Annotated in this window: 14 protein-coding genes; 9 read left to right on the top strand and 5 right to left on the bottom strand. The window is 58.5% G+C overall.

Annotated elements, in window-relative coordinates; all coding sequences use genetic code 11:
- Window positions 1-15: 15 nt before the first annotated feature.
- The 4 genes from osmX to clcB all read left to right on the top strand — a co-directional run bounded on the left by osmX (window position 16) and on the right by clcB (window position 4,132).
- The gene (gene osmX, locus V1603_RS13715; RefSeq protein WP_116340240.1) at window positions 16-915 is read left to right on the top strand and encodes an osmoprotectant ABC transporter substrate-binding protein OsmX; all 900 of its coding nucleotides are present in this window, start codon (window positions 16-18) and stop codon (window positions 913-915) included.
- 8 nt (window positions 916-923) lie between these two features.
- Entirely contained in the window at window positions 924-1,571 is a 648-nt protein-coding gene (gene osmW / locus V1603_RS13710) for an osmoprotectant ABC transporter permease OsmW (protein ID WP_116340242.1), read from the top strand.
- The gene (gene osmV, locus V1603_RS13705; RefSeq protein ID WP_395312771.1) at window positions 1,571-2,719 is read left to right on the top strand and encodes an osmoprotectant ABC transporter ATP-binding protein OsmV; all 1,149 of its coding nucleotides are present in this window, start codon (window positions 1,571-1,573) and stop codon (window positions 2,717-2,719) included. Before osmW ends, osmV begins: the two co-directional genes overlap by 1 nt.
- Before the next feature lie 102 nt (window positions 2,720-2,821).
- Window positions 2,822-4,132, top strand: coding sequence for a voltage-gated ClC-type chloride channel ClcB (gene clcB / locus V1603_RS13700; protein WP_395312770.1), 1,311 nt, complete (start codon window positions 2,822-2,824; stop codon window positions 4,130-4,132).
- On the opposite strand, the gene bioD is transcribed toward clcB, so the two are convergent.
- The 3 genes from bioD to V1603_RS13685 form a co-directional block, all read right to left on the bottom strand.
- Window positions 4,067-4,762 carry a dethiobiotin synthase gene (bioD, locus tag V1603_RS13695; RefSeq protein ID WP_116340249.1) on the bottom strand — a complete coding sequence of 232 codons (696 nt, stop codon included), beginning with the start codon at window positions 4,760-4,762 and terminating at the stop codon, window positions 4,067-4,069. The two genes, clcB and bioD, sit on opposite strands and share 66 nt — an antisense overlap.
- 130 nt (window positions 4,763-4,892) lie before the next feature.
- Window positions 4,893-6,113 carry a sugar metabolism global transcriptional regulator Mlc gene (gene mlc, locus V1603_RS13690; RefSeq protein WP_045401244.1) on the bottom strand — a complete coding sequence of 407 codons (1,221 nt, stop codon included), beginning with the start codon at window positions 6,111-6,113 and terminating at the stop codon, window positions 4,893-4,895.
- A gap of 129 nt (window positions 6,114-6,242) precedes the next feature.
- The gene (locus V1603_RS13685) at window positions 6,243-7,139 is read right to left on the bottom strand and encodes a LysR family transcriptional regulator (RefSeq protein WP_116340251.1); all 897 of its coding nucleotides are present in this window, start codon (window positions 7,137-7,139) and stop codon (window positions 6,243-6,245) included.
- Between the two features lie 121 nt (window positions 7,140-7,260).
- Here V1603_RS13685 and V1603_RS13680 point away from each other — a divergent pair, with 121 nt between their 5' ends.
- Window positions 7,261-8,514 (top strand): MFS transporter, encoded by a 1,254-nt coding sequence (locus V1603_RS13680; protein ID WP_395312769.1) that lies wholly within the window; start codon window positions 7,261-7,263, stop codon window positions 8,512-8,514.
- A 75-nt stretch (window positions 8,515-8,589) separates the two neighbouring features.
- Here the strand turns inward: V1603_RS13680 and V1603_RS13675 are convergent, their stop codons facing one another.
- Window positions 8,590-9,981, bottom strand: a complete 1,392-nt coding sequence (locus V1603_RS13675) for an APC family permease (RefSeq protein WP_395312768.1) — start codon at window positions 9,979-9,981, stop codon at window positions 8,590-8,592.
- A 356-nt stretch (window positions 9,982-10,337) separates the two neighbouring features.
- On the bottom strand, window positions 10,338-11,756 hold the full coding sequence (locus V1603_RS13670) for a glutamine synthetase family protein (RefSeq protein ID WP_116340259.1): 1,419 nt from the start codon (window positions 11,754-11,756) through the stop codon (window positions 10,338-10,340).
- Between the two features lie 214 nt (window positions 11,757-11,970).
- Between V1603_RS13670 and puuD the strand changes: the two genes are divergently transcribed.
- The 4 genes from puuD (at window position 11,971) to V1603_RS13650 (ending at window position 16,246) form a co-directional block, all read left to right on the top strand.
- Window positions 11,971-12,735, top strand: a complete 765-nt coding sequence (gene puuD / locus V1603_RS13665) for a gamma-glutamyl-gamma-aminobutyrate hydrolase (protein ID WP_166710958.1) — start codon at window positions 11,971-11,973, stop codon at window positions 12,733-12,735.
- A 25-nt stretch (window positions 12,736-12,760) separates the two neighbouring features.
- Window positions 12,761-13,318 (top strand): HTH-type transcriptional regulator PuuR, encoded by a 558-nt coding sequence (gene puuR, locus V1603_RS13660; protein ID WP_013096835.1) that lies wholly within the window; start codon window positions 12,761-12,763, stop codon window positions 13,316-13,318.
- A gap of 157 nt (window positions 13,319-13,475) precedes the next feature.
- Window positions 13,476-14,969 (top strand): aldehyde dehydrogenase PuuC, encoded by a 1,494-nt coding sequence (gene puuC, locus V1603_RS13655; RefSeq protein ID WP_395312767.1) that lies wholly within the window; start codon window positions 13,476-13,478, stop codon window positions 14,967-14,969.
- Window positions 14,966-16,246 (top strand): FAD-binding oxidoreductase, encoded by a 1,281-nt coding sequence (locus V1603_RS13650; RefSeq protein WP_163329115.1) that lies wholly within the window; start codon window positions 14,966-14,968, stop codon window positions 16,244-16,246. Before puuC ends, V1603_RS13650 begins: the two co-directional genes overlap by 4 nt.
- Window positions 16,247-16,254 lie beyond the last annotated feature (8 nt).

The raw sequence follows: 16,254 nt of genomic DNA, 5'->3' as shown, positions 1-16,254 counted from the left end.
TAACAAGGAGCTTCTATGAGACTGTTTTCCAGCCTGACGGCGCTGTGTGCCGCGGCGCTGTTCACCGGCCAGGCGATGGCAGCCCCGCTGATTCTGGCGACCAAGAGCTTTACCGAGCAGCACATTCTCTCGGCGATGACCGTGCAGTACCTGCAAAAAAAAGGCTTCCAGGTTCAGCCAAAAACCAATATCGCCACGGTGATCTCCCGCAACGCGATGATCAACAAGCAGATTGATATGACGTGGGAGTACACCGGTACGTCGCTGATCATCTTCAACCACATCAATAAGCGCATGTCGCCTCAGGAATCTTACGAGACGGTGAAGCGCCTCGACGCGAAGCACGGTCTGGTCTGGCTCAACCCCGCCGACATGAACAACACCTATGCCTTCGCCATGCAGCGCAAGCGCGCCGAGGCGGAACATATCAACACCATGTCGGAGATGGTGGCGAAGATTGAGCAGATCCGTAAAACCAACCCGGACAAAAATTGGCTGCTGGGCTTAGACCTGGAGTTTGCCGGGCGCAGCGACGGCATGAAGCCCCTGCAGGAGGCCTATAAGCTGGATCTGGACCGCCCGCAAATCCGCCAGATGGACCCCGGCCTGGTCTATAACGCGGTGCGCGACGGCTTCGTTGACGCCGGCCTGGTATACACCACCGACGGGCGCGTGAAAGGATTCGACCTGAAGGTGCTTGAGGATGATAAAGGCTTCTTCCCGAGCTACGCGGTCACCCCGGTGGTGCGTAAGGACACCCTGGAGGCCAATCCCGGTCTGGAAGAGGCGCTCAATACCCTCTCTGCCCAGCTCAACAACGACGTTATTACCGAGCTGAACAAAAAGGTGGATATCGACCATCAGTCACCGCAGCAGGTCGCCCGCGATTTCCTGCGTAGCAAACAGCTGCTGTAGGAGGCGCTATGGATACCGTTCACTACATTCTGGACAACTGGGACTATCTGTTAACCCTGACGCTGCAGCATCTGTGGCTGGTGGCGCTGGCCGTGGGCTTAGCGATTCTCATCGGCGTCCCGCTGGGCATTCTGATTGTCCGCCACAAGTGGCTGGCGACGCCGGTGCTGGGGATAGCCACCATCGTGCTGACCATTCCATCTATCGCGCTGTTTGGCCTGATGATCCCGCTGTTTTCGCTGATCGGTCAGGGGATTGGCGCCCTGCCCGCCATTACGGCGGTGTTTCTTTACTCGCTGCTGCCGATTGTGCGTAACACCCACACGGCGCTCGACAGCCTGCCGCCGGGCCTGCGCGAAGCCGGACGCGGCATTGGCATGACGTTCTGGCAACGTCTGCGCTGGGTGGAAATTCCGATGGCGCTGCCGGTGATTTTCGGCGGGATCCGCACCGCCGTGGTGATGAACATCGGCGTGATGGCAATCGCCGCCGTGATTGGCGCGGGTGGGCTGGGCCTGCTGCTGCTTAACGGTATCGGCGGAAGCGATATTCGCATGCTGATTGCAGGCGCGTTGATGATTTGTCTTTTAGCGATTGTACTCGACTGGCTGCTGCACCGTCTGCAGGTGGTTCTGACTCCGAAGGGGATTCGATAATGATAAAACTGGAAAACCTCACCAAACAATTTTCACAGAAGCAAGGCCAGACCTTTAAGGCCGTCGATAACGTCAACCTGAACGTGCCTGAAGGGGAAATGTGCGTCCTGCTCGGCCCGTCCGGCTGTGGGAAAACCACCACCCTGAAGATGATTAACCGCATCATCACCCCAAGCAGCGGGAACATCCTGATTAACGGCGAGGACACCAGCGGGATGGACACCGTGACCTTACGCCGCAACATCGGCTACGTGATCCAGCAGATTGGCCTGTTCCCGAACATGACCATTGAAGAGAACATCACCGTTGTGCCGCGCATGCTGGGCTGGGATAAAGCGCGCTGCAAAACCCGCGCCGAAGAGCTGATGGACATGGTGGCGATGGATCCGCACAAGTTCCTTCACCGCTATCCGCGCGAGATGTCCGGCGGCCAGCAGCAGCGTATCGGCGTCATCCGCGCCCTGGCGGCGGACCCTCCGGTACTGCTGATGGATGAACCGTTCGGCGCGGTGGACCCGATCAACCGCGAGGTGATCCAGAACCAGTTTCTGGAGATGCAGCGCAAGCTGAAAAAAACCGTCATGCTGGTGAGCCACGATATCGACGAAGCTCTGAAGCTCGGCGACCGTATTGCTGTGTTCCGTCAGGGGAAAATCGTGCAGTGCGCCAGCCCGGATGAACTGCTGGCGAAACCGGCGAATGAGTTTGTCGGCTCGTTTGTCGGTCAGGACCGCACGCTGAAGCGCCTGCTGCTGGTCTCCGCGGGAGACGTCACCGACCAGCAGCCGACCATTACGGTGCGGGGCTCTACTCCGCTCCCCGACGCTTTTGCGACCATGGATGATAATGATATTCGTGCCGTTACGGTGGTCGACGAGCACGGCAAACCGCTGGGCTTTGTGAAGCGTCGCGAAGCGCGTAACGCCAGCGGCACCTGTGCCGACATCCTGCATCCGTTCCGCATGACCGGCAAGGCCGAGGACAACCTGCGCGTGGTGCTTTCCCGTCTGTATGAGAGTAATACCAGCTGGATGCCGATCGTGGATGAGGACGGGCGCTATAACGGCGAGATTTCGCAGGACTATATTGCCGAGTACCTGAGCTCCGGGCGTACGCGTCGGGCGCTGAATATTCATAGCGACAGCTAACCTTTCTGGCCGGGCATCGCCCGGCTTTTTCGCACGCAGACCTTTTGCTAACCCCGCGTTTTCCCGCCACAATATCGTATCGTTCCCGTTAAAACGCGACCCATGCAACGTCTTCATACCTACCCCGACATCCGCGCGATGTTTCGCCGACTGCTGATTGCCACCGTAACTGGCGTGCTGGCCGCGCTGGCCGTTGCGGCGTTCCGCCACAGCATGTACCTGCTGGAGTGGCTGCTTCTGAGCAACGACAGCGGCAGCCTGGTGAATGCCGCCGCGTCGCTTTCACCCTGGCGACGCGCGTTAACGCCTGCGCTTGGAGGGCTGGCTGCCGGACTGCTGCTCTGGGGATGGCAGCGCCTGACCGCCCAGCGTCCCCACGCCCCGACCGATTATATGGAAGCGCTGGAGACCGGCGACGGTCAGTTTGACTACGGCGCCAGCCTCGTTAAATCCCTTGCTTCGCTGCTGGTCGTTGCCAGCGGAAGCGCCATCGGCCGGGAAGGTGCGATGATCCTGCTTGCCGCCCTCGCCGCCTCCTTTTTCGCCCGTCGTTTTACGCCCAAATCGGAATGGAAGCTCTGGATCGCCTGTGGCGCTGCCGCCGGGATGGCCAGCGCCTACCATGCACCGTTAGCCGGAAGCCTGTTCATCGCTGAGATTCTGTTTGGCACGCTAATGCTGGCCTCGCTCGGTCCGGTGGTGATTGCGGCGGTGGTGGCGCTTCTCACCACGCAGCTTCTGGCTCCGGGAGCCGGTACGCTCTACACGGTCCATCTGAGCGGTATTCTCACCGCGGCCGATTATGCTCTGCTGGTCGCCATGGGCCTGCTGGCGGGTCTCTGCGGGCCGCTGCTGATGTGGCTGATGGCCTTCAGCCACGGACTTTTCCTGCGCCTCAGGCTTTCGCCACCGTGGCAGCTGGCGCTTGGTGGCTTGATCGTCGGGCTGCTGTCTCTACTGACGCCGAAGGTGTGGGGGAATGGCTACAGCGTGGTTCAGGCTTTTCTGCTCGCGCCGCCGCTGCTGTCGGTGATTGCCGGGGTGTTCATCTGTAAGCTGCTGGCGGTACTGGCGAGCAGCGGTTCGGGCGCGCCGGGCGGGGTGTTTACGCCCACGCTGTTTGTCGGCATGGCAACGGGGATGCTGTTGGCGCAGCTGTTCGCACTATGGCTGCCGGGCTCTGAGACGGCGATTCTGCTGGGGCTGGCAGGAATGGCAACGCTACTTGCCGCGACCACGCATGCGCCCATTATGTCGGCGCTGATGGTCAGTGAAATGACCGGGCAATATTTTTTACTGCCCGGTTTACTGGTCGCCTGCGTGATGGCGTCCGTGCTGTCGCGGACGTTACGCCACGACTCGATCTACGGTCAACACGCCACCGAGGGCAGAGAGATCGATGTACTGCGCTAGCTCGCGCTGCTCGGCGCGCGGCAGATAAGGCAGCTCGCCCACCAGCGGACCCGGCAGCTTGGTGCTCAGCACGTCGATGATTTCAGCGTAGTGCGCGAGGCCCGGATTAATGCGGTTTGCCACCCAGCCAATCAGCGGCAGGCCGTCATTGGCAATCGCCTGCGCCGTCAGCAGCGCATGGTTGATGCACCCTTCCTGAATACCCACTACCATCACCACCGGCAGTTGCTCCTGCACGACCCATTCGGAGAGCGGGCGCAGGTCATTCATCAGGCTGCGCCAGCCGCCCGTCCCTTCCACCACCACGTGATCGACCTGCTCGCTCAGGTTCGCCAGCCCGTCGGACAACAGGGAGTAGTTAATCAGGCCGCTGTGCGCCACGCTGCTCTCCTCTTCGCTTAACGCAATGGGATTGACCGCGTGATAAGGCAGTTCCAGCGACGAGACGCTTTGCAGCACCAGGGCGTCTTTATTACGCAATCCCTCTGGCGTCTCTTTACTCCCTTTTGCGACCGGTTTGAACCCTGCAACGCGTCTACCGCTTGCTGCCAGCGCCTGCAGCAACGCGCGGGATACGACGGTCTTGCCGACAGAGGTATCTGTACCAGTAACAAAGAAACGCTTAAGCATGACTCACTCCACCTCTTGGGTATGCTTCGAAAATATAAACCAGGTAAATAATTCAGTGGAGGAAGTCTACGGGATGCGTGCGCTACCCGGCTTGAGATAGCGCAATTTTTCTTACATCTGCAAAAAAGAGTTAACCCTGTAACAGGCGGATAAGCAGCGAGCCGTTGTACATAGCATCTTTGACCAGCGCCGCGCCGGCCATCGTTCCCTGGTTGGAAAACTGGGTGCTTTCTACCGCAATATTTTTGCTGTAGGCGGGAAGCGACTGCTGCTGAATACAGGCCGTAATCGCCGGAAAAAGAATCTCCGCCGCCTGGCTGAGCGGTGAGCCAATCAGGATTTTTTGCGGGTTGAAGAGGTTCACCATGATAGCCAGAATGCGGCCAACGTTATTCCCCACTCCGGTAATGATGTCCTTCGCCAGCAGATCGCCCTGGCGCGCGGCGGCGCAGAGGGAGTCCACCGTTAAGGGCTGTCCGTGCAGCGAGGAGCTCATGGACTGACTGAGCCGTACCTGCGCCAGTTCCAGCACGCTTTCCACGCTGGCAATCGTCTCCAGACAACCGTGATTCCCGCAGTAGCAGCGCTTACCGTACGGGTCGACCTGGGTGTGGCCGATTTCCACCAGGCTGCTGCTTCCGGCGTGGAGAAGCCGACCATCGGTGATCACCCCCGCCCCGACGTTATGGTCGATGACCACCTGAATGACGTCCCGCGCACCGCGAGACGCGCCAAACAGCGCTTCCGCCATCGTCCAGGCGCTGATGTCGTGCTGAATATAGACCGGCACGCCGGTATGGTTTTTCAGCACCTCACCCAGCGGCATCTCTTTGACGTCGTCGTAAAACGGCATGCGGTGCACAATGCCGTTTTCGGTATCAATAATTCCCGGCATGGTGATGGCAATCGCCGTCAGGCGCTCAAGCCGCTGCTGATGGCGGATAAAGAAGCGATCGATGTGCGAGACAATCGCGTCAAGGAGCGGTTCCTCGGCATTGAGCGGTAGCTCAAGCCGGTCTTCCACCACCAGCTTGCTGCTGAGATCGCGCAGCGCAAGGAAGATCTCTCCGCGGCTAATGCGCAGTGAGAGGTAGTGCCAGGCTTCCGTCTCAACCACCAGCCCGACCGCCGGACGGCCACGGCTGCCCGGCTCCTGAATTTCCGTCTCCTGAACCAGGTGCGCTTCCAGCATTTCGCGGACAATCTTGGTGATACTGGCAGGTGCCAGCTGTGCCAGGCGCGACAGATCGATACGCGAAACCGGGCCAAGCTGATCAATCAGGCGATACACCGCGCCAGCATTGGTCTGCTTAATCTGATCAATATGCCCTGGCTGACTATCAGCAACCACCTCGTACTCCCTTATTTTCGAGCTTCGAAATAAACTATTGGCTATGGTGAAGCACTTCCATGGGTGTCGTCAAATATTTACTTAGCCATGTGATTTACCGCACATTTTTACCCGTTTTCCCGGGAAAAATCAGGCTGCGGAGGCCTGGATTAACTGCTGTTTGAAGCGCTGCGCAGCATGACTCTGTTCGCGATGTTTTGACCACACCAGCCACATCTCCGAAACGGCATCCTCTTCGGCAATGGCAACCCAGCGCATTTCGCGCAGCTGTACCCGCTTAAAGGAGGCCGGGAGTATCGACACGCCCAGCCCGGCGGCAACCAGGCCAATAATGGTCATCGCCTCTCCCACTTCCTGGGTAATGACCGGCGCCAGATCGTAGCGGCGCATCAGCCCCAGAATATCATCATACAGACCCGTTCCGACCTGCGGGTCAAAAAAGACAAACGGCTCTTTTGCCAGCTCTGCCAGCGAGACCGCCGGACGCGACGCCAGCGGGTGATCGAGCGGGATCATGGCCATCAGCGGTTCGCGCAGGATCACCTCCCACGCCAGCGTGTCCGGCAGCTGGGTATTACGCATCAGCCCCAGATCGAGCGCACCTTCATTCAGCGGCGCAATCTGCTCGCGGGTATTAATTTCGCGCGTCTGAATATGCACATCCGGAAAATGACGGCGGAATGACGAGAGCGTCTGCGAGACGGCGCTGATAAACGGCGCGGACGAGGTAAACCCGATTCGCAGCTCTCCGGCTTCCCCGAGATAGAGCCGTTCCGCCCGGGCGGCGGCGTCATCGACCATGCTCAGGATTTGTCGGCTGTCGATCAGAAACTGCTTCCCCGCCGCCGTCAGGCTCACGCTGCGGTTGGTGCGGGCCAGAAGGCGCGCCCCGACCTGCTGTTCCAGGATCTGAATCTGCTGGCTTAAGGGTGGCTGAGAGATATTAAGCCGCGCCGCCGCGCGACCAAAATGCAGCTCCTCAGCGACGGCGACAAAGTAGCGAAGATGACGCAGCTCGATATTCATATTTTTAAGGTATCATTTGAGATTATTAATATATTAGACAGAATATTTACATTTTCCTACCCTGAACAGGTGGTCATACCCGTCACCCGAAATCACGGGGATGTTTAAGCAAGGAAACTGTGTGAGTCGTACAACTACTATTGATATCGATCCGGCAAGAGATATCAATGATTTACCCGCAGCACCGCAGCCGGTCCAGTTCATTAAACGTGGTACCCCCCAGTTTATGCGCGTCACGCTGGCGCTCTTCTCCGCCGGTCTGGCAACATTTGCCCTGCTCTATTGCGTTCAGCCGATCCTGCCCGTTCTCTCTCATGAGTTTGGCGTATCGCCTGCCAGCAGCAGCGTTTCACTGTCTGTTTCTACCGGCATGCTGGCGATTGGCCTGCTCTTTACCGGGCCGCTGTCCGACGCCATTGGCCGTAAACCGGTGATGGTAACCGCCCTGATGCTGGCCTCGGTCTGCACGTTACTCTCGACCATGATGACCAGCTGGCACGGTATTCTGGTGATGCGCGCGCTGATTGGGCTCTCGCTCAGCGGCGTGGCGGCGGTCGGAATGACCTACCTCAGCGAGGAGATCCACCCGAGCTTTGTTGCCTTCTCGATGGGGCTCTACATCAGCGGGAACTCGATTGGCGGCATGAGCGGACGCCTGCTGAGCGGGGTCTTCACGGACTTCTTTAACTGGCGTATTGCGCTGGCGGTAATCGGGTGTTTTGCGCTGGCATCAGCCCTGATGTTCTGGAAAATCCTGCCGGAATCGCGCCATTTCCGCCCGACCTCTCTGCGGCCGAAAACGCTGTTTATCAACTTCCGCCTGCACTGGCGCGACAAAGGTTTACCGCGACTATTTCTGATGGGATTCCTGCTGATGGGCTCCTTCGTGACGCTGTTTAACTATATTGGCTATCGCCTGATGCTCTCGCCGTGGCATCTGAACCAGGCCGTTGTAGGTTTGCTTTCCGTGGCCTATCTCACCGGCACGTGGAGCTCGCCGAAAGCCGGGGCGATGACCGCGCGCTTCGGCCGCGGCCCGGTCATGCTGTTCTTCACGGTGGTGATGCTGGTCGGCCTGCTGCTGACGCTCTTCACCTCCCTGTGGCTGATTTTTGCCGGAATGCTGCTCTTCTCCGCAGGGTTCTTCGCCGCACACTCGGTCGCCAGCAGCTGGATTGGCCCGCGCGCGCGTCGTGCCAAAGGGCAGGCATCGTCGCTGTATCTGTTTAGCTATTACCTGGGTTCCAGCATCGCCGGGACCCTCGGGGGCGTGTTCTGGCACAACTACGGCTGGAACGGCGTGGGCGGGTTTATCGCGCTGATGCTGTGCGCGGCGCTGCTGGTGGGGGGAAGTCTTCACAAACGTTTGAGATAATAAGCTTGCGGGCTGATGCCCGGTAAGAAGAGCGCTCCAGATAAACGGCACCAGCGTACTGGTGCCGTTTCACGTTCAGGAATCCCAGGCCTGCTCTATCTTACCGGCTTTAAACTGCGGAGGCGGTTTTCGGAAACGGCGCGTTAGCCATGCCAGGTAAAGGACCCCCAGCGCCGCCCAGATGAGGCCAAGCGTCAGGGACGTCGCTTCAAGATTTATCCACAGCACGCCGACCGTTACGGCACCAATGATTGGCAGCAGGAAATAGTGGAACCGATCTTTCCACGTTTTGTTCAGCCCCTTACGCCGCCAGAAATGGTTGTACACCGAGAGATTAACAAACGTAAACGCCACCAGCGCGCCAAAGTTGATCAACGCCGTCGCGGTCACGAGATCAAAGTACAGGGCCGACAGCGCCACTATCCCAACCATAATGATATTCAGGGCCGGAGTACGCCATTTCGGATGCACGTAGCCAAACACCCGCTCCGGAAAGACGTTGTCACGCCCCATCACATACAACAAGCGTGAGACGCTGGCGTGCGAGGCCAGGCCTGAAGCGAGCGTATTCACAAACGTGGTACACAGAAACACCGACTGGAAGAGTTTGCCGCCCACGTACAGCGCAATTTCCGGCAGCGCGGCGTCCGGGTTCTTAAAGCGCGCGATTGTCGGGAAAAAGAGCTGCATGAAAAACGAGGCAACAATGAATATCAGCCCGCCATACAGTGCGGTCAGGAAAATGGCCTTGGGAATCACCCGCGCCGCGTTTGGCGTCTCTTCCGACAGCGTGGTGACCGCGTCAAAGCCGAGGAAAGAGAAGCAGACGATAGTCGCGCCGGTAATAATCGGGATCAGGTGGGCGTTCTCGCTGATAAACGGCTGCAGCGACCAGACGGTGCCGACGCCCTCACCCTTGTGCAGGCCATGAACCACGAGTATGACAAACACCACCATGATGGCGATCTGCACCAGTACAAACAGGGTGTTAAAGTTGGCGACCAAATTAACGCTCTTCAGGTTCGCCAGCGTCAGGATCGTCACAAACCCCACCACCCAGACCCACGGAGGGACTTCCGGGAACAACGCGGAAAGGTAGATCTTCGCCAGCAGCACGTTGATCATCGGCAGGAAGAGATAGTCCAGCAGCGATGACCAGCCGACCATAAAGCCCAGGTGGGGTCCGATCGATTTCTGCGTGTAGGTATACGCAGAGCCCGCTTCCGGGAACTGACGCACCAGTTTGCCGTAGCTGATGGCGGTAAACATAACGCCCGCCAGCGCCAGGAGATACGAGGCGGGCACGTGGCCATTGCTGATACCGGACACAATGCCGAAGGTATCAAACACGGTCATGGGGGTGAGGTAAGCCAGGCCCATCATGACCACCTGCCAGAGCTTGAGGGAACTGCGCAGCCGGGTTCTTCCGGCCATGCCCGGCGAGTCAAGAGAGGTGTTAGTCGCCATAAACCGTCCCCCCCATGCTTACCGTGGTTTGCAATCGCGTTGTCCTTAACGCAAACCTGCTTAGCAAAGGGGGTAGTTGTAAAGAACATACGCGATCGTACCAGCGCAGCATCTCTCGCTCGCACTCACAGCAGGCGCCTGACTGGCCCCCTTCGCCCTGCGGATAGTTGAACATCTGCATCATTTCCTACCTCGTCACACAGTGTCGTTAAGAAAATCCCTGTGCCGCCTGCGCTCCATAACGCGACTCCCGGGAGATAGCTGGCGTGCCAGCGAACAGTTAGGCCAGGCTCCGCGCAGGCCGTTTGGTGATACGTATGCGATGAAACAAAGCGGCCCCTTACCGGGGCTCGTCATCAGGCGTTTTTCAACATCCACTCAATTTCTGTTTCGGTAATCAGGCGTTCAAACTGCAGTAACTCATCATTTTTGCAGGCGTGATATACGTGGCAGAAACGTTCGCCCAGCCGCTCGCGAAGATGATCGTTTTGCATAAATTCCCACAGCGCATCGCTCTGACGGATCGGGAACGGCAGCCCGTCCTGCTCCAGACCATTGCCTTCCACTTCTTCCTGCAGGGGTAAATCGTTATCCAGCCCGTGAAGAATGCCGGCAAAAATCGCCGCCATCACCAGATACGGATTCGCGTCTGCTCCCGCCACCCGGTACTCGACCCGATGGTTATGGCGATCGCCGCAGGGGATACGCAGGGCAACCGTGCGATTATTGTGTCCCCATGATGCCTGCGTCGGCACGTACATTCCCGGCTGGAAACGGCGGTAGGAGTTGACGTTAGGTGCCAGCAGCGCCATGGACGCCGGCATCAGATCGATCATCCCGGCCAGCGCGCGTTTCAGCAGCGCGGAATCCTCGCCGCTGGCGTCTGCGAGCACGTTTTCGCCTCTGTTGTTTTGCATGCTGATGTGGATATGCATCCCGCTGCCCGCATGCTCTTCATACGGCTTTGCCATAAACGTGGCGTGCATCTTATGTTTTTCCGCCATCTGCCTGACGAGACGTTTTAGCGCCAGCGCATCATCGCAGGCGTCGAGCACGTTTTCCGTATGGTGCAGGTTAATCTCAAACTGGCCCGGGGAGGCCTCAGCCACGGCCCCGTCAGCGGGGATCAGCTGCAGCTGCGCCAGCTCGTCAATGTCATTCAGCACGTCAGCAAAGTGGTTCAGGTTATCTACCGAGTAGACCTGACTCTGCGTGTTACGCACGTCGGTGCCCGGCGCGCAGGGAGGCTGCAGATAGCCGTCGGCATCGCGTTGACGGTCAAGTAAATAGAACTCCAGCTCTACCGCTACCACGGGGAACAGACCGCGCTGGCGCAGCTGCTGCCAGAGTCGGTTGAGTACGTTCCGCGGCTCAACGTCAAAGGGAGCGCCATCTTCATCAACCATGGTGAGCTGCACCTGACCAATGTATTCCGGGTCGGCGGCGGACGGTGTCAGGGTGCCCGGTACCGGTACGCAGATACAGTCCGGCTCGCCGAGCTCCTGCCCCAGCCCCGCCTCTTCCACGACGTTACCCAAAATGTCCATGGCGAAAACCGATGCCGGGAAATAGCAGCCTTTTTCAAGCTTGTTCAGTCCGGCAACCGGGATACGTTTGCCGCGAAAACAGCCGTTCAGGTCGGTCAGGAGGACATCAATAAACTGGGTGTCAGGATACTTTTCTAAATAGCGCTTCACTTCCTGCGTAAAGGCGCTGCCCCGCCTCTCGTCCGTGTGCTGCACAAAGTTCTCAACTTCTACGATATTGGTTTCCATGATTTACCACCGTTTTTGGGATTTGCGTTCGCTGCTCTGGACTGTCAAATATAATGTCCACCCTATCGAATCTGTATGCAAATAAAATGTTTGTCAAATGTTAAATTAAGTTTGCAAAAGGCAGATCCCGTTGCTAGATTGAGAAAATATTGAACGAAAAGGCCGTTTCACAGGCGAAAATGGCCTAAATTTAGTCCACTTTGTGAGGGCGATCATGGAAAATATAATGAACAAGCCAGTTATTGGCGTGGTGATGTGCAGAAACAGGCTTAAGGGTCATGAGACCCAGACCCTGCAAGAAAAGTACCTGAATGCCGTTATTAACGCGGGGGGCTTACCCATTGCCTTACCGCATGCGCTGGCAGAGCCAGAGCTACTTACCGCTCTGCTGCCCACCCTGGACGGGATTTACCTGCCGGGCAGCCCAAGTAACGTGCAGCCGCACCTTTATGGTGAAAACGGCGATGAGCCTGACGCCGATCCCGGGCGAGATCTTCTGAGTATGGCGCTGATTGGTGCCGCGCTCGAAAGGCGCATCCCCATTTTCGCCATCTGCCGGGGGCTGCAGGAAATGGTTGTTGCGACGGGAGGGACGCTGTATCGCCGCCTTTTCGAGCAGAACGACCTGCTTGAGCACCGGGAAGACCCTGAACTGCCGGTTGAGCTACAATACGCCCCGTCTCATGAAGTTCAGGTTCAGGAGGGAGGACTGCTGTCTCAATTAATACCAGGCTGTAACACATTTTGGGTAAACTCGTTACACGGGCAAGGTGCACGAACGTTAGGACCACGGCTTCGCGTGGAGGCCCGCTCGACGGATGGGCTGGTCGAAGCGGTTAGCGTTCAGGACCACCCTTTTGCCCTCGGCGTGCAATGGCACCCCGAATGGAACAGCAGCGAGTACGCCCTGTCACGCATGTTGTTTGAAGGTTTTATCACCGCCTGTCAAAGCCACATTGCCGAGAAGCAACGGCTTTGACCTCTACCGTAAAGGAAATGCAACTATGAGCGATGACGGACTGGCGCCAGGGAAACGTCTGTCTGAGATCCGCCAGCAGCTGGGTCTCTCGCAGCGGCGTGCCGCCGAACTGTCTGGGTTAACACACAGTGCCATCAGCACCATTGAGCAGGACAAAGTCAGTCCTGCCATCAGTACGCTGCAAAAGCTGCTGAAAGTTTATGGGCTGTCGCTCTCGGAATTCTTTTCGGAACCGGAAAAACCTGATGAACCGCAGGTGGTTATTAATCAGGAAGACCTTATCGAAATAGGCAGTCAGGGGGTTTCGATGAAGCTGGTTCATAACGGAAATCCGAACCGTACGCTGGCGATGATTTTTGAAACTTACCAGCCTGGAACCACGACCGGAGAGAGGATCAAACACCAGGGTGAGGAGATCGGTACGATACTGGAAGGTGAAATAGTGCTGACCATTAATGGTCAGCCTTATCACCTGGTTGCGGGGCAGAGCTATGCCATTAATACCGGCATACCGCACAGCTTCAGCAACACCTCGGCAGGCATCTGCCGCATTATCAGTGCCCACACCCCCACCACGTTCTAATAACCACTCAGTCCCGGCGTAAGCACGCTTACGCCGGGACAAATAAAAACGATCAATGTCGGCATTCAACGGGTTAATTCCCGGGATGCCTCACGGCTTCGTATTGCCTGAAACGGCCATGCCTTTATTTATCTGATTGCGAAAGAAAGGAGTGAATATGCATTTTCAGCACCTGACTTACTGGCAGGATAAAGCAAAAAACAGCGCCATTGAGACCCGGTTATTTATTAACGGTGCCTATTGTGACGCCGCCGATAACGCCACGTTTGAAACCATCAATCCTGCTACCCAACAGACGCTGGCGAACGTGGCCCGGGGAAAGCAGGCGGACGTGGACCGCGCAGTTCAGGCCGCGCGTGAGGTATTTGAGCGCGGTGACTGGTCGCAGGCGTCTCCGGCGCAGCGCAAGGCCGTGCTGAATAAGCTCGCCGATTTGATGGAACGCCACGCCGAAGAGCTGGCCTTACTGGAAACGCTGGACACTGGTAAACCCATCCGCCACAGCCTGCGCGACGATATTCCCGGCGCGGCTCGCGCCATTCGCTGGTACGCCGAAGCGGCGGATAAAGTCTACGGAGAAGTGGCGCCTACGGGTCCGGGCGAGCTGGCGATGATCGTGCGCGAGCCGATCGGGGTGGTCGCGGCCATCGTCCCCTGGAACTTCCCGCTGCTGCTGGCCTGCTGGAAGCTGGGCCCGGCGCTGATCGCGGGCAACAGCGTGATATTGAAACCGTCGGAGAAATCGCCCCTCACCGCCCTGCGGCTGGCCGGGCTGGCGAAAGAGGCGGGCCTGCCTGACGGCGTGCTGAATGTGATAAGCGGTTACGGCCATGAAGCGGGCCAGGCGCTGGCACTGCATCCGGAGGTCGAGGTGCTGACGTTTACCGGCTCTACCCGTACCGGCAAGCAGCTGTTGAAGGACGCGGGAGAAAGCAACATGAAGCGCGTCTGGCTGGAGGCGGGCGGCAAGAGCGCCAACATTATCTTTGCCGACTGTCCGGACCTGGACAAGGCCGTGAGCGCGACCGCCGCCGGGATTTTTTATAACCAGGGGCAAGTCTGTATCGCCGGTACCCGCCTGCTGCTCGAAGACAGCATCGCCGATGACTTCCTGGCAAAGCTAAAAGCGCAGGCCCGTCACTGGCAGCCGGGCGATCCGCTCGACCCCGACAGCACGATGGGAATGCTCATCGACGCTGCGCACGCCGATACCGTCCACACGTTTATTCGCGAGGGAACAAGGAAAGGTACGCTGCTGCTGGACGGGCGGGAACAAGCATGGCCTTCCGCAGTCGGTCCCACCATTTTTGTCGACATCGACCCAGCCTCCCCGCTGTGCCGGGAGGAGATTTTCGGGCCGGTGCTGGTCGTCACCCGTTTTAAAACCGAAGAAGAAGCCTTAACGCTGGCCAACGACAGTGAATATGGGCTTGGCGCGGCGGTATGGACCCGCGATCTTTCCCGCGCGCACCGCATGAGCCGCCGTCTGAAAGCAGGCTCGGTCTTCGTCAATAACTATAACGATGGCGATATGACTGTACCTTTTGGCGGCTATAAGCAGAGCGGCAACGGTCGCGACAAGTCCCTGCACGCGCTGGAAAAATTTACCGAACTGAAAACCATCTGGATTGCCCTGGAGCCTCAATCATGACCGAACATACCACCAGCTACTACGCGGCCAGCGCGAACGCTTACGAACCTTTCCCGACGCTAAACGAGTCGATCAGCTGTGACGTGTGCGTGGTGGGCGGCGGCTATACCGGCCTCTCCTCCGCGCTGCATCTCGCCGAAATGGGCTACGACGTGGTGCTCCTTGAAGGAGCGCGCATCGGTTTCGGTGCCAGCGGACGCAACGGCGGCCAGCTGGTTAACTCGTACAGCCGCGATATCGACGTGATTGAGAAAAACTACGGCCCTGATGCCGCCAGAGTCCTCGGGAGCATGATGTTTGAGGGCGGGGAAATCATCCGGGAGCGTATCCAGCGCTACCAGATCCAGTGCGACTATCGTCCCGGCGGGCTGTTTGTGGCGCTAAACCATAAGCAGCTGGAGACGCTGGAGGAGCAAAAAGCCAACTGGGAACGCTACGGCAACACGCAGCTGGAGCTGCTGGACGCTAACGCCATCCGCCGGGAAGTTGACAGCGAACGCTATACCGGCGCGCTTCTGGACCGCAGCGGGGGACACATTCATCCGCTGAACCTGGCAATCGGAGAAGCGGACGCCATTCGCCTCAACGGCGGGCGGGTGTATGAACAGTCCCCGGTGACCGCCATTCAGCACACCAGCCCGGCCGTGGTGAGCACGCAGCATGGCCAGGTGACGGCCCGCTATGTGATCGTCGCCGGGAATGCCTATCTGGGCGATAAGATAGAACCGGAGCTGGCAAAACGCAGCATGCCCTGCGGCACCCAGGTGGTGACCACCGCCCCGCTGCCGGAAGCGGTCGTCCGCACGCTGATCCCCAATAACTACTGCGTGGAGGATTGCAACTACCTGCTGGATTACTACCGTCTCACCGCCGACAACCGCCTGCTGTACGGCGGTGGCGTAGTCTATGGCGCGCGCGATCCGGACGATGTCGAGCGCCTGGTGATGCCAAAGCTGCTGAAAACCTTCCCGCAGCTGGCAGGCGTCAAAATCGACTACCGCTGGACGGGCAACTTCCTGCTGACCCTGTCACGCATGCCGCAGTTTGGTCGTCTGGACAAGAACATCTATTACATGCAGGGCTACAGCGGTCACGGCGTGACCTGCACCCACCTGGCCGGACGGCTGATCTCGGAACTGTTGCGCGGTGACGCTGAGCGCTTTGATGCGTTTGCCAACCTCCCGCACTATCCCTTCCCGGGCGGTCGCAGCCTGCGGATTCCATTCACGGCGATGGGCGCGGCGTACTACAGCCTGCGCGATCGTCTTGGCGTATGATCGTTTCG

It is taken from the genome of Enterobacter sp. ECC-219, assembly GCF_043966805.1.
In the GTDB taxonomy this organism is placed as follows: Bacteria; Pseudomonadota; Gammaproteobacteria; order Enterobacterales; family Enterobacteriaceae; genus Enterobacter; species Enterobacter cloacae_N.
This window is presented reverse-complemented; position numbering and strand designations above follow the sequence as displayed.